This is a genomic window from Microbacterium aurugineum (assembly GCF_023101205.1).
GTDB lineage: Bacteria > Actinomycetota > Actinomycetes > Actinomycetales > Microbacteriaceae > Microbacterium > Microbacterium aurugineum.
This window is the reverse complement of record NZ_CP078078.1, coordinates 969,714-982,895: the sequence shown is the minus strand read 5'-3', so window position 1 is coordinate 982,895 and position 13,182 is coordinate 969,714. Positions and strand designations below refer to the sequence as shown.

12 protein-coding genes are annotated in these 13,182 nt (G+C 67.0%); 6 read left to right on the top strand and 6 right to left on the bottom strand.

The annotated features are described in order from the left end of the window. Positions 1–28: 28 nt before the first annotated feature. The 5 genes from KV397_RS04835 to nrdH form a co-directional block, all read right to left on the bottom strand. Positions 29–1,069: a hypothetical protein gene (locus tag KV397_RS04835; protein WP_261812294.1), complete on the bottom strand. Its 1,041-nt coding sequence runs from the start codon at positions 1,067–1,069 to the stop codon at positions 29–31. Positions 1,070–1,193: 124 nt separating this feature from the next. Further along, positions 1,194–2,171, bottom strand: coding sequence for a class 1b ribonucleoside-diphosphate reductase subunit beta (gene nrdF, locus KV397_RS04830; protein ID WP_017828866.1), 978 nt, complete (start codon positions 2,169–2,171; stop codon positions 1,194–1,196). A 55-nt stretch (positions 2,172–2,226) separates the two neighbouring features. Beyond that, positions 2,227–4,371 (bottom strand): class 1b ribonucleoside-diphosphate reductase subunit alpha, encoded by a 2,145-nt coding sequence (nrdE, locus tag KV397_RS04825; protein ID WP_047519077.1) that lies wholly within the window; start codon positions 4,369–4,371, stop codon positions 2,227–2,229. Next, on the bottom strand, positions 4,368–4,802 hold the full coding sequence (gene nrdI / locus KV397_RS04820) for a class Ib ribonucleoside-diphosphate reductase assembly flavoprotein NrdI (RefSeq protein WP_131491526.1): 435 nt from the start codon (positions 4,800–4,802) through the stop codon (positions 4,368–4,370). The genes nrdE and nrdI overlap by 4 nt, the downstream gene beginning before the upstream one ends. 6 nt (positions 4,803–4,808) lie before the next feature. Then, the gene (gene nrdH / locus KV397_RS04815; protein ID WP_047519073.1) at positions 4,809–5,042 is read right to left on the bottom strand and encodes a glutaredoxin-like protein NrdH; all 234 of its coding nucleotides are present in this window, start codon (positions 5,040–5,042) and stop codon (positions 4,809–4,811) included. A gap of 434 nt (positions 5,043–5,476) precedes the next feature. On the opposite strand from nrdH, the gene KV397_RS04810 reads away from it, so the two are divergent. From KV397_RS04810 to KV397_RS04785, 6 genes are all read left to right on the top strand, one after another. Further along, positions 5,477–6,640, top strand: a complete 1,164-nt coding sequence (locus tag KV397_RS04810) for an MFS transporter (RefSeq protein WP_052193221.1) — start codon at positions 5,477–5,479, stop codon at positions 6,638–6,640. Further along, positions 6,637–7,557: a sugar kinase gene (locus tag KV397_RS04805; RefSeq protein WP_153244547.1), complete on the top strand. Its 921-nt coding sequence runs from the start codon at positions 6,637–6,639 to the stop codon at positions 7,555–7,557. Before KV397_RS04810 ends, KV397_RS04805 begins: the two co-directional genes overlap by 4 nt. A gap of 30 nt (positions 7,558–7,587) precedes the next feature. Then, on the top strand, positions 7,588–8,346 hold the full coding sequence (locus tag KV397_RS04800; protein ID WP_261812293.1) for an alpha/beta fold hydrolase: 759 nt from the start codon (positions 7,588–7,590) through the stop codon (positions 8,344–8,346). After that, on the top strand, positions 8,343–9,503 hold the full coding sequence (locus tag KV397_RS04795) for an acyl-CoA dehydrogenase family protein (protein ID WP_261812292.1): 1,161 nt from the start codon (positions 8,343–8,345) through the stop codon (positions 9,501–9,503). The genes KV397_RS04800 and KV397_RS04795 overlap by 4 nt, the downstream gene beginning before the upstream one ends. Positions 9,504–9,588: 85 nt before the next feature. After that, entirely contained in the window at positions 9,589–10,056 is a 468-nt protein-coding gene (locus KV397_RS04790; RefSeq protein WP_047519065.1) for an Lrp/AsnC family transcriptional regulator, read from the top strand. Continuing rightward, on the top strand, positions 10,053–11,447 hold the full coding sequence (locus KV397_RS04785; protein WP_047519063.1) for an aspartate aminotransferase family protein: 1,395 nt from the start codon (positions 10,053–10,055) through the stop codon (positions 11,445–11,447). The genes KV397_RS04790 and KV397_RS04785 overlap by 4 nt, the downstream gene beginning before the upstream one ends. 138 nt (positions 11,448–11,585) lie before the next feature. Here the strand turns inward: KV397_RS04785 and KV397_RS04780 are convergent, their stop codons facing one another. Beyond that, positions 11,586–13,127 carry a PucR family transcriptional regulator gene (locus KV397_RS04780; RefSeq protein WP_261812291.1) on the bottom strand — a complete coding sequence of 514 codons (1,542 nt, stop codon included), beginning with the start codon at positions 13,125–13,127 and terminating at the stop codon, positions 11,586–11,588. Positions 13,128–13,182 lie beyond the last annotated feature (55 nt).

Below are 13,182 nucleotides of genomic sequence, written 5' to 3'. Positions count from 1 at the left end.
GATGATCGCAGGCGCCTCCGACATCCGTTCACTGTCCGCGCGCGTGCGAGGCAGACGGCCCAGGTCGACGGAAGGTGATGACCTCGCCCCGGCGCGCGGTCTCGACGATGAGTCCGGTCCGCTCGAGCCGTCGATGCACGCGCTCCGGGAGTGCGGGGAGCTCCGCGGAGAGACCGCCAGGCTGTGTGGCGAGCCCGGCGAACAGAGACAGGTCGGCCCCGCCGCCCCGCACTTCGATGCGCGCATAGTCGCTGCGGCACCGCCAGCGGAGGAACTCGATCGCAGGAAAGGGAATCCTGTGTGTCGTGTCGTCGACGCTCACACGCACCTCGTCATCCGTGAAGGCGACCGAGCACTGAACGGCCCGGCGGCGCAGCATCGCCATGAACAGGAGATACACCGGCAGACCGAGCACGAGCCCCAGGAGGACGACTGCGATCCGGGGTCCCATCCGCATCACGATGTCATCCAGCGCGATCAGCAGCCCACCCCCGAGGAGTCCGCCGACCACGACGATGGCGACGATCGCCTGGGCCAGACTCCGCATGCGGAGCGGGATCGCCACGAACCGCACGAGAGTCCCTCCACCGCACTCGTCGCGCTCCCAGTACGGCGTCGCGAGCCTCGGCCGCTTCTTCGCATCGCGGGGCGGGATGAGCGCGAGGACGCGGCTGAGGAGTCCGAACCAGATCCATCCCACTGCCGGGACCACCGCGAGCTGGAGGACCAGCGCGACCCTGCGCACGGCCTCGGGCAAGGGCTCCCGTAGCTCTGCGCCGAACTCGACGACGGCGGCGACCAGCGCACCGAGGACCAGGGCGACACCGGCGTGCAGCATCGCGCCGTTTCGCGCCGGGACCATGGCCAGCGCCGCGTTCACGAACGCGAACCCGAAGCACCAACCGCCGACCAGCATGAGCAGGTACGGGAAGAAGCTGAGGTCGTCGCCCGCGAGCGTGCACCCGACGGCGCCGAGCAGAAGAACGGCACCCCAGACGAGTGGGTTCCGCACGAGCTTCCGGGTCACTGTCGCGCGGACGCGCGCATCAGCGGCGGTGTCTTCGGTCATCGAGATGAGTCTAGGGATCGGGGCCGTGAACTCCGCCGAGGCGAAACGCAAGAGGGCCCGAACCGCAGGATTCTGCCGTTCGGGCCTCTCTCATCCCGCAGTGCGCGTCTCAGGCTGCCGATTCCTAGAAGTCCCAGTCGTCGTCTTCCGTGGCCTCGGCCTTGCCGATGACGTACGACGAGCCCGACCCCGAGAAGAAGTCGTGGTTCTCGTCGGCGTTCGGCGAGAGCGCGGACAGGATCGCCGGGTTCACGTTCGTGACGCTGGAGGGGAACATCGCCTCGTAGCCCAGGTTCATGAGGGCCTTGTTGGCGTTGTAGTGCAGGAACTTCTTCACGTCCTCGGTCAGACCGACGCCGTCGTAGAGGTCCTGCGTGTACTGCACCTCGTTGTCGTAGAGCTCGTACATCAGCGAGAACGTGTAGTCCTTGAGCTCGTCACGACGCTCCTGGGTCTCGTTCTCGAGGCCCTTCTGGAACTTGTAGCCGATGTAATACCCGTGCACGGCCTCGTCACGGATGATGAGGCGGATCAGGTCGGCCGTGTTCGTCAGCTTCGCCTTGGACGACCAGTAGATCGGCAGGTAGAAGCCCGAATAGAAGAGGAACGACTCCAACAGGGTGGAGGCCACCTTGCGCTTGAGCGGGTCATCGCCCTGGTAGTAGTCCATGATGATCTGAGCCTTCTTCTGAAGGTTCGGATTCTCGGTCGACCACCGGAACGCCTCGTCGATCTCCTTCGTCGACGCGAGAGTCGAGAAGATCGAGGAGTAGCTCTTCGCGTGCACCGACTCCATGAACGCGATGTTCGTGTACACGGCCTCTTCGTGAGGCGTGATCGCGTCGGGGATCAGCGACACCGCACCCACGGTGCCCTGGATCGTGTCGAGCAGCGTCAGACCGGTGAACACCCGCATCGTGAGCAGCTGCTCGTCGGGGGTGAGCGTGTTCCACGACTGCACGTCGTTCGACAGCGGCACCTTCTCCGGCAGCCAGAAGTTGTTCACCAGACGGTTCCAGACCTCGAGGTCCTTGTCGTCCTGGATGCGGTTCCAGTTGATCGCCTGCACGCTGGAGACCAGCTTGAGTCTTTCAGGGGTCATGTTCTTCGTCGTTTCTCGGGTTTCAGCCGCGTTCTCGGGTCGACAGGTTCTCAGGTCAGAGCATGCACGAGACGCACTCGGCCATGTCGGTGCCCTCGAGCGCCAGCTGACGCAGACGGATGTAGTAGATCGTCTTGATGCCCTTGCGCCACGCGTAGATCTGCGCCTTGTTGATGTCGCGCGTGGTGGCGGTGTCCTTGAAGAACAGCGTCAGCGACAGCCCCTGATCGACGTGCTGGGTGGCCGCCGCGTACGTGTCGATGACCTTCTCGTAGCCGATCTCGTATGCGTCCTGGTAGTACTCCAGGTTGTCGTTCGTCATGAACGCCGCCGGGTAGTACACGCGACCGAGCTTGCCTTCCTTGCGGATCTCGATCTTCGACGCGATCGGGTGGATCGACGACGTGGAGTTGTTGATGTACGAGATGGAGCCCGTGGGCGGGACCGCCTGCAGGTTCTGGTTGTAGATGCCGTGCTTCTGGATCGACGCCTTCAGCTCGACCCAGTCCTCCTGCGTCGGGATGTGCTTGCCGGCGAAGAGCTCCTTGACCTTCTCGGTCGCGGGGACCCACGCCTGATCGATGTACTTGTCGAAGAACTCCCCCGACGCGTACTTCGAGTCCTCGAACCCGTCGAACGTCGTACCGCGCTCGATCGCGAGGTTGTTCGAGGCACGCAGCGCATGGAACAGCACCGTGTAGAAGTAGATGTTCGTGAAGTCGATGCCCTCTTCCGACCCGTAGTGCACGTGCTCGCGAGCGAGGTAGCCGTGCAGATTCATCTGGCCGAGGCCGATCGCGTGCGAACGGTCGTTGCCGTCCTCGATCGAGCGCACCGAGCCGATGTGGCTCTGGTCGCTGACCGCGGTGAGCGCGCGGATCGCCGTCTCGACGGTCTGGCCGAGGTCGTCGGCATCCATCGACAGCGCGATGTTCATCGAGCCGAGGTTGCAGGAGATGTCCTTGCCGATGTTGTCGTACGACAGGTCGTCGTTGTACGTAGTCGGCGTGTTCACCTGCAGGATCTCGCTGCAGAGGTTGGACATGTTGATCCGACCCTTGATCGGGTTGGCCTTGTTCACCGTGTCCTCGAACATGACGTACGGGTAGCCGGACTCGAACTGGATCTCGGCGACGGTCTGGAAGAACTCGCGCGCGTTGATCTTGGTCTTCTTGATGCGCGGGTCGTCGACCATCTCGCGGTACTTCTCGGTGACCGAGATGTCGCCGAAGGGCACGCCGTAGACCTTCTCGACGTCGTACGGCGAGAACAGGTACATGTCTTCGTCGTTCTTCGCGAGCTCGAACGTGATGTCGGGGACGACGACGCCCAGCGACAGGGTCTTGATGCGGATCTTCTCGTCGGCGTTCTCACGCTTCGTGTCGAGGAATCGCATGATGTCGGGGTGGTGCGCGTTGAGGTACACCGCTCCCGCACCCTGACGGGCACCGAGCTGGTTGGCGTAGCTGAAGCTGTCTTCGAGCAGCTTCATCACGGGGATGATTCCGGACGACTGGTTCTCGATCTGCTTGATCGGCGCACCCGACTCGCGGATGTTCGACAGCAGCAGTGCCACGCCGCCACCGCGCTTGGACAGCTGCAGCGCGGAGTTGATGCCGCGGGCGATGGACTCCATGTTGTCCTCGATGCGCAGCAGGAAGCAGCTGACGAGCTCACCGCGCTGTGCCTTGCCCGCGTTGAGGAACGTCGGGGTGGCCGGCTGGAAGCGACCGGAGATGATCTCCTCGACGAGGGCGACGGCGAGCTTCTCGTCGCCGTCCGCGAGGCCGAGGGCGGTCATCACGACGCGGTCCTCGAAGCGCTCGAGGTAGCGCTTGCCGTCGAAGGTCTTGAGCGTGTAGCTCGTGTAGTACTTGAACGCACCCAGGAACGTCTCGAAGCGGAACTTCTTGCCGTAGGCGAGGTCGTTGAGCTTCTGGATGAACTCCATCGAGTACTTCTCGATGACGGCGCCCTCGTAGTACTCCTTCTCCACGAGGTAGTCCAGGCGCTCCTTGAGCGAGTGGAAGAACACCGTGTTCTGGTTCACGTGCTGCAGGAAGTACTCCCGCGCGGCCCGCTTATCGGCGTCGAACTGGATCTTCCCGTTCGCGTCGTACAGGTTGAGCATCGCGTTGAGGGCGTGATAGTCGAGTCCCTCGTAGGAGGGGTTCGCCTTGAATGCCACTGTCTCGGTCACTGAAGCTGCCACCGTCGTTCCAATCCGTCGCTCACGCGATCCACATCGTCCTGTGTGCCGAAGATCTCGAGCCGATACAAGTGAGGCACGTGGCACTTGCGGCTGATGATGTCACCGGCGAGGCAGAAGGCATCGCCGAAGTTGGTGTTGCCCGCGGAGATCACACCGCGGAGGTGACGCCGGTTGCGCTCGTCGTTGAGGAACCGGATCACCTGCTTGGGAACGGCGCCCTTCTCGACGCCTCGTCCCGCGCCCCCGCCGTAGGTGGGGGTGACCAGCACGAAGGGCTCGTCGATGACGAGGTCTTCTTCGTTCCGGTGGAGGGGGATTCGTCGGGCGGGGAGCCCGAGCTTCTCGACGAACCGCGCGGTGTTACCCGACACGCTCGAGAAGTAGATCAGGAGCGGCGCTGCGGTCGCGACGGCGCTCATGGGAAGTCACGCCAGACGAGAGGCGAGCTCGTCGATCTTGTCGGGACGGAAGCCCGACCAGTGGCCCTCGTCGGTGACGACGACAGGCGCCTGCAGGTAGCCGAGCGCCTTGACCTGCTCGAGGGCCGTCGGGTCCTCGGAGAGGTCGAGAACCTCGTACTCGATGCCCTTGGCATCCAGGGCACGGTAGGTCGCGTTGCACTGAACGCAGGAAGGCTTGGTGTAGACCGTGATCGACATCTTTTCGTAACCCCTCAAATCTCTGGCCTGCTTCTCATCAGGCTGTTTCCCGGTAGACCCCCTGCCGGGACTTCAATACTACATATGGGGACCGACATTGGGGGCGACCACAAGGGGTAGTAGTTACATCCGTGTAGTTATCCACCGTTCTCCACGGCCTCAACACAGGTTCTCCACCGTTTCCTCCACAGGCGAAGGCCCCGTCCTGAGAGGCGCGAACCGCGTGAAATCGCGGCTGGGAAGCCCCTGTGAACGATCCATCCACAGGGGGCACCGTACGCCGGTCCTCGGACATTCAGATTCCTGTGGAATTCGTCGTTCGGCGTGTCGCGGCGTGTCGCCGCACGAGCGCTTCCACGACCGCCTCCGAGGCCCGGTACCGTTGTCTCGTGGCGGGATATCGGGATCTTCTTCGCACGCCTGGTGTGGCGCGCATGATCGCGGCTCAGCTGACCGCGCGCTTCCCCAACGGCATGATGTCGCTGGCGATCCTGCTGCACGTCGAGCAGCAGACCGGGTCGTACGGATCGGCCGGACTCGTCCTCGCGGCGACGAGCGTCGGTCAGGCCGTCGCAGGTCCCGTCACGAGTCGGTGGATGGGCGCCTGGGGGATGCGGCGGGTGCTCACCCTGACGCTCGCCGTGTGCGTCGTCGCGGTGCTCGGCCTCGCGGTCCTTCCCCTCGATGTGCCCGGCTACATGGCCCTCGGGATGGTCGCCGGGCTGTCCACCCCACCGGTCCAGGCCGCGGTCCGCACGATCTACCCGAAGCTCGTCAACTCCTCTCACCTCACTCCGCTGTTCTCCCTCGACGCGTCGCTGCAGGAGATCATCTGGGTGCTGGCGCCGGTCGTCATCACGCTCGTGTCCACCCAGGTCGGGACCACGGAGGGCCTTCTGCTCGTCGCGATCGTCCTCGTCGCCGGCGGCGCCTGGTTCATCCTCTCCCCCGAAGTCGGACGCGTGCGGATCCCGCGCAGCCGCCATGCACTGGGCAAGGTCGTCCTCAAGCCGCCGGTCCTGCTGGCGACGGTGATCGGCTTCCTGCTGATCGGCGCCTGTGCCGCCGTGGAGGTGGGCGTGGTGGCCACCTTCGAACACGGAAGCCTGGCGGCCGGACTCATCCTCGCCGTGTTCTCGGCCGGGAGCCTGGCAGGCGGCCTGGCGTTCGGGCACATCCCCATCGGCCCCTGGGCCATGGCGCGCCGTCTGCTGATCGTCACGATCGGACTCGGCCTGACGATGGTCATGCTCAACGTGTTCTGGCTCGGCGGCACCCTGATCCTCGCGGGCATCGGCATCGCCCCCGCCCTCGCCGTCCTCTTCGCCATCACCACCGCGAGTGTGAAGTTCAGCGAGACCGCGGAGGCGTTCGGCTGGGCCGGCACCGGCCAGCTGATCGGCGCGGCCGCCGGTTCCGCCGTCGCCGGCTTCCTCGTCGATGTCAGCGACTGGCGAGGCGCGTACCTCGCCGCCACGATCTTCGCGGCGGTCGGGCTGATCGTCTCCGTCGTCTTCGTCCGTTCCTTCCCTGATCTGCGTCATCGCGACGCAAGCCCGCATCCCGACACCGAACCCTTGGCGGTCACTCCTTCATGAACTCCCCTTCCACTCCGAGCTCCGCCCCCGAGATCGTCTGCGTCGGCGAGTCCATGGTGTTGATCACCCCGACCGACGCCGGTCTCGCCGATGCCGGGCAGGCGACGCTCGGTCTCGCCGGCGCGGAGGCGAATGTGTCCGTCGGCGTCGCCGCCAGCGGACACCGCGCCGCCTGGGCCTCGCGACTCGGCGCGGACCCGATGGGCGACCGGATCACCTCGGAGCTCGAACGTCGTGGCGTGGAGCTGTGGGTCGAACGGGACGAGAACTCCCCGACCGGAGTCATGTTCAAGAACCCCGGCGTCGAGACGTCGACCGTCTACTACTACCGCCGAGGATCGGCCGCCTCCCTCATGGAACCCGGTTTCCTGGCCCCGTCACGGCTCGTGGGTGTGCGCATCGTGCACACGACCGGGATCACCCCCGCCCTCTCCGCGTCCTGCCGGGAGATGACCGATCGGCTCTTCATCGATGCCCGCACGGCGGGCGCTCTCGTGTCCTTCGACGTGAACGACCGCCGTCAGCTGTGGAGCAGGGAAGACGCGGCCGAGACCCTCGCCCGCCTGGCCGACGCCGCCGACATCGCTTTCGTCGGGCGCGACGAGGCGGAGCGCATCTGGGGGACGGTCTCACCTGCCGAGATCCGTGCGTTCCTGCCGAACTGCGGCCTGCTGGTCGTCAAGGACGGCGACGTGGGGGCGACCGCCTTCGAGGGCGAATCCGAGCCGGTGTTCGTCCCCGCCCCGGTGGTCGAGGTCGTCGAGCCGGTCGGGGCCGGAGACGCCTTCGCCTCCGGCTTCCTGAGTGCGACCCTCGACGGCGACGACCTCGCCACGCGCCTCTCCGCGGGTCACGCCGCAGCCGAGCGCGTCCTGACGATCGCGGCCGACCTGCCGCCTCTGGTGCCGCTCGACTGACCGCGCCCCCACCGGTCGTAGGCTGGTGCCATGCCCGCACCGCTCACCCTGCCTCGTATCGCCTGGGGCTCCCCCACGGCCTCTCGGCGGGCTCTCCTGGTCCACGGTCTCGGTTCCTCCGGCGCTCTGATGTGGCGCCTCGGCAATGCTCTCGCCACGGCGGGCTGGCATGCGACGGCCGTCGACCTCCGCGGACACGGCGACGCCCCGCGGTCCCTCGACTACAGCGTCGCCGCGTATGGTGCCGATCTCGCGGCGACACAGCCCGATGACGGCGGCCCCTGGGACGCGGTCATCGGTCATTCGCTCGGAGGCGCCGCCAGCACAGTCGCCGCGGCAGCCGCTCCGGAGTGGACGCGGCGCCTGGTCCTGATCGATCCCGCGATCCACGTCGACGGGCACGATGCCGCCATCGTCAGGAAGAGCCAGGAGCGCGCGTTCGCGGACACACGACTCGAGGTCGTGCAGGAGGAGCATCCGCACTGGCATCCGCAGGATCACGAGCTCAAGATCGACGCGGTACGGCGCGCAAGCGCATGGGCGGTCGAGCAGACCAGCGCCCAGAATCAGCCGTGGGACGTACGAGCCGATGCCGCGCGCCTCACGGTGCCGACCCATGTGATCGGCGCCGACCCCGCCGTCTACAGCATCTTCACGGGTGCCCTCGCGAAGGAGGTCCTCGCGGCGAACCCGCAGATCACCCTGTCCGTCGTCGAGGGTGCCGGACATTCCCTGCACCGTGACCGCCCCGACGAATCCATCCGGCAGCTTCTGGAGGCACTGGCATGAACGACTTCGATCCCACGACCTTCCTGCCCGACGACCTCCTCGACCGCATCCGCGAACGCGCTCCGATCCACGACCGCGAGAACACCTTCCCCCAACAGGACCTCGAGGATCTGCGCGACGCGGGCTACCTGTCGATCCTGGTGCCGACGGAACGCGGCGGCGCGGGGCTCGGCCTCGCCGAGGCCGCGATCCTGCAGCAGCGCCTCGCGGGCGCCGCACCAGCGACGGCCCTCGCGATCAACATGCACCTGGTGTGGACCGGCGTCGCGAAGGTCTTCTCCGATCGCGGGGTCCCCGGCCTGGAGTTCGTGCAGGACGGCGCGGTCGCGGGCGAGGTCTTCGCCTTCGGCATCAGCGAAGGAGGCAACGACCTGGTCCTGTTCGGCAGCGACACCGACGCAGTGCCGGACGGCGACGGGGGCTATGCGTTCACCGGAACCAAGATCTTCACCTCCCTCGCTCCGGTGTGGACGCGACTCGGCCTGCACGGACTCGACACCACGAGCGCCGATGCTCCGCAGCTCGTGTTCGCCTTCATCGACCGGACGGATGCGGTGACGACGTCCGACGACTGGGACACGCTGGGCATGCGGGCCACGCAGAGCCGCACCACGCGACTGGACGGCGCCGTGGCGGAGGCCGATCACGTGGTGCGCCGCATTCCGCCCGGGCCCAGCCCCGACCCCATCGTGTTCGGCATCTTCTCGGTGTTCGAGATCCTGCTGGCCTCGGTCTACACCGGCATCGCGCACCGTGCCCTCGAGCTCGCGGTCGCGACCGCGCAGAAGCGGCACTCCAAGAAGACCGGCGCGGCATACAGCCAGGATCCCGACATCCGCTGGCGCATCGCCGACATGTCGATCGCCTACGACGCGCTCCCTCCCCAGATCGCCGCACTCGCCCGTGACGTCGACGACCGCGTCGATCACGGGGCGCGCTGGTTCCCCCTGCTGTCCGGCGTCAAGCACCGCGCGATCACGATGGCGAAGCAGGTCGTGGACGAGGCGATGCTGGTCGCGGGCGGCGGCTCCTACTTCTCGGCGAACGAGCTGTCGCGGCTCTACCGGGACGTCCTGGCCGGCGCGTTCCACCCGTCAGACCCGGAATCCGCGCACTCCACTGCGGCGAGCGCGTTGCTGGGACCGATCGAAAGCTGAGCCTGGACAGCCGATTCCGCCGACATTCGCCCTAAATACGGCGGAATCGGTTGCCAGAGGCGCCGTCGAGTGCGAAGATCGCACCATGGGTTCGGTGAAGAAACATCCCCCTCTCGATGCGATCTCCAAGACGATCATCGAGTTGCTCCAAGAAGACGGCCGTCGCTCCTACTCCGACATCGGACGTGTCGTCGGGTTGAGCGAGGCTGCCGTACGTCAGCGGGTGCAGCGGCTCACCGAGTCCGGCGTGATGCAGATCGTCGCCGTGACCGACCCGATGCAGCTCGGCTTCCCGCGCCAGGCCCTGATCGGCATCCGCGTCTCCGGCGACACGCGCCACGTCGCCGAGGCCGTCGCGGCGATCGATGCGGTCGACTACGTGGTCATCACGGTCGGCTCCTTCGACGTGCTCGCCGAGGTTGTCTGCGAAGACGACGACGACCTGCTGGCACTGATCAACGACACCATCCGGCCGATCGACGGAGTCCTCTCCACCGAGACCTTCATCTACGCGAAGCTGCAGAAGCAGCTCTACAACTGGGGGACCAGATGAACACCGCCCGCACCACTCCCTCGGAGTCCGCACTGCAGACGATGGCGAAGGACCATCTGTGGATGCACTTCACGCGCCAGTCGACGATGGCCGAGTCCGGTGTGCCGATCATCGTGAAAGGCGAAGGCCACCGGATCTGGGATGCGAAGGGCAAGGAGTACTTCGACGGGCTCGCCGGCCTGTTCGTCGTGAACGCCGGGCACGGTCGACGTCGGCTGGCCGAGGCCGCTGCCGCACAGGCATCCGAGTTGTCGTTCTTCCCTCTGTGGTCCTATGCCCACCCGGCGGCGATCGAGCTGGCCGACCGTCTCGCCGACGAGGCGCCCGGTGACCTCAACCGCGTCTTCTTCTCGACGGGTGGCGGCGAGGCCGTCGAGACCGCGTTCAAGCTGGCCAAGCACTACTGGAAGCTGCAGGGGAAGCCCACCAAGCACAAGGTCATCTCGCGCGCGGTCGCCTACCACGGCACTCCGCAGGGAGCGCTGGCGATCACCGGCATCCCGGCGATGAAGTCGATGTTCGAGCCGGTCACGCCCGGAGGCTTCCGCGTGCCCAACACGAACTTCTACCGGGCGGCCGAGATGGGAGGACCCGCCGACGACCTCGAAGCCTTCGGGCGGTGGGCGGCCGATCGCATCGAGGAGATGATCCTGTTCGAGGGAGCCGACACGGTCGCCGCGGTCTTCCTGGAGCCGGTGCAGAACTCGGGTGGGTGCTTCCCTCCCCCTCCCGGCTACTTCGCCCGGGTGCGCGAGATCTGCGACCGCCACGATGTCCTGCTCGTCTCGGACGAGGTCATCTGCGCGTTCGGTCGCCTCGGCCACACGTTCGCCTGCACGGGGCTCGGGTATGTGCCCGACATGATCACCTGCGCCAAGGGGATGACGAGCGGGTACTCCCCGATCGGCGCGACGATCATCAGCGACCGCATCTACGAGCCGTTCTCGCACGGCGATGTGTCGTTCCCGCACGGCTACACGTTCGGCGGGCACCCCGTCTCGGCTGCGGTCGCGCTGGAGAACCTCGCGATCTTCGACGAGGAGGGACTCAACGCCCACGTGCGTGAGAACTCGCCGCTCTTCCGCGCCGAGCTCGAGAAGCTGCTCGACCTGCCGCTGGTCGGCGACGTCCGCGGGGACGGCTACTTCTTCGGCATCGAACTCGTCAAGGACAAGGGCACGAAGGAGACCTTCGACGATGCCGAGTCCGAGCGTCTGCTGCGCGGCTTCCTCTCCCCCGCACTGTTCGAGGCCGGTCTGTACTGCCGCGCCGACGACCGCGGCGACCCCGTCATCCAGCTCGCCCCTCCGCTCACGGTGGGCCCTTCGGAGTTCCGTGAGATCGAGCAGATCCTCCGGGACGTGCTGACCCGCGCGCAGTCCGCACTGTAGACCCCGTCCCGTCCTCGAGACCCCGTCCTGTCGTCGAAACCCCGTCCTGTCGTCGAGACCCCCGGTGGTTCACGCGACCTGGCGGGGGCCTCGACGCGGAGAGGGGGTCTCGGCATCAGAGTGAGAGAGACGGCGCGTTCAACCGTGCGCAGCGCTCCGCCGTGCGGTGAGGGCGAGGTGCAGCGCCGCGAGGGTCTCCCCGTCGTCGAGGTCGGCACCCAGAAGCTCAGCGATCAGGGTGAGGCGCTGGTAGAAGACGGACCGGGACAGATGGCTCGCTGCCGCCGCTGCTGACCGGTTGCCGGGGTGTGCGACGAGCGCCGCCAGCACATCCACGAGGTCGCCGCGGCGCTCCCGGTCATGCTCGACGAGCGGCGCGAGCATCCGTTCGCTGTGCTCGTGAAGCCGATGATCGTCCCGCAACGAAGCGACGAGCCGTTCGAGGGGACGGTCCTCGACCCTGCGCACACGAGGACCGGCACCCGGATGGTCCCCCGCCGCGAGGTCTCGGGCGATGCGCAGGGAGGCGAGGAGTCCGAGGACGTCCTCCGCGGACGGACCGACGAACACGGTACGGTCGGGGCCCACGATGCGCGAGATCATGGCATCGGTGAAGGGCACGGATGCCGGCACCGAGAGCAGCGCGACATCGTGGGAGTCCACGCGGGCCGCGACCACCGCGCACCCCACCTGACGCGCCCGATAGGCGAGCTCGCTCGCCGACACCGCCCCGTGCGCGACGATGCCGTGGCAGTGATGCCCGTCGAACACGAAACCACCGGCGGCGAGACGGGCGGCGATGTCGGCGGGGCTCGCGAACCGCGCTCCGAGCAGGTCGTCGATGAGTCCGCTCTGCGCCAGGATCGACCACTCGGCGTCGCCCCCGTCGGCGAGGCACCCGAAGGCCAGCGCCGTCGCCCCCTGTTCGAGCACCGTGAGTCGCCCGGCCGGGTGCGCGGGGCCCTGCAGCGCTGACAGGGTCCCCCAACGCACCCCTCGCGCCTGCACGGGCACCGACTCCCCGTCGTCGGCGAGCCGTGCGAGCACCTCGTCGACAGGCACGCGAAGAGGTTCGACGGCGATCACCTCGTGCGCGAGATTCTGCAGCACCACCGGAGACCCCAGTGCCCGCGCGGTCTCCGCGACCACCACGTCCGCCGGAGCGCCCTGGAGGCTGAGCGCCGTGAAGAGTTCGTGCAGGCGCTGACGCTCGGAGAGGGCGTCGGTCTGCGCGGAGATCAGCGCTCGATGCACGGCCTCGGTCACGGCCACGAACTTGACCTCGCTCGTCAGCACGATCAGCGCGAGTCCGGTCTCGGCGCACTCATCGGCCACCGCATCCGGCACCCGGGCATGCGAGACGCCGAGTTCCAGGACGATCCCCGCGATGCCCGCGCGACGCAGTCCACGGACGAAAGCCCTCTGCTCGTCCGCCTCCTCCGGCCACCCTGCGCCCGTGCTCAGCAGCAGTTCCCCGCCGTCGAGCAGCCGGGCGACACCGGCGCTGTCGGAGACGTGAGCCCAGCGCACTTCGGCGTCGAGTGCGGTCCCACCGACGAGGACTTCCGGCGCCCCGGCCTGCACCACCGGCTCCGCGAGGACCTCGGCGACCGTGAGCAGGGCGGTGGCACGGATCGGACGATCTGTCTGATCCGACGCGAAGTCCTGACGGTCTGACATCGCTATTGTCCCCCAGACTCTGTGAACATTGAGAAACACCAGCGTAGCGAACCTC

Excerpts from the sequence above, each read along its gene's own strand:
- KV397_RS04835 (WP_261812294.1), bottom strand. The coding sequence starts at position 1,069 with ATGACCGAAGACACCGCCGCTGATGCGCGCGTCCGCGCGACAGTGACC.
- nrdF (WP_017828866.1), bottom strand. The coding sequence starts at position 2,171 with ATGACCCCTGAAAGACTCAAGCTGGTCTCCAGCGTGCAGGCGATCAAC.
- nrdI (WP_131491526.1), bottom strand. The coding sequence starts at position 4,802 with ATGAGCGCCGTCGCGACCGCAGCGCCGCTCCTGATCTACTTCTCGAGC.
- nrdH (WP_047519073.1), bottom strand. The coding sequence starts at position 5,042 with ATGTCGATCACGGTCTACACCAAGCCTTCCTGCGTTCAGTGCAACGCG.
- KV397_RS04810 (WP_052193221.1), top strand. The coding sequence starts at position 5,477 with ATGATCGCGGCTCAGCTGACCGCGCGCTTCCCCAACGGCATGATGTCG.
- KV397_RS04805 (WP_153244547.1), top strand. The coding sequence starts at position 6,637 with ATGAACTCCCCTTCCACTCCGAGCTCCGCCCCCGAGATCGTCTGCGTC.
- KV397_RS04800 (WP_261812293.1), top strand. The coding sequence starts at position 7,588 with ATGCCCGCACCGCTCACCCTGCCTCGTATCGCCTGGGGCTCCCCCACG.
- KV397_RS04795 (WP_261812292.1), top strand. The coding sequence starts at position 8,343 with ATGAACGACTTCGATCCCACGACCTTCCTGCCCGACGACCTCCTCGAC.
- KV397_RS04790 (WP_047519065.1), top strand. The coding sequence starts at position 9,589 with ATGGGTTCGGTGAAGAAACATCCCCCTCTCGATGCGATCTCCAAGACG.
- KV397_RS04785 (WP_047519063.1), top strand. The coding sequence starts at position 10,053 with ATGAACACCGCCCGCACCACTCCCTCGGAGTCCGCACTGCAGACGATG.
- KV397_RS04780 (WP_261812291.1), bottom strand. The coding sequence starts at position 13,127 with ATGTCAGACCGTCAGGACTTCGCGTCGGATCAGACAGATCGTCCGATC.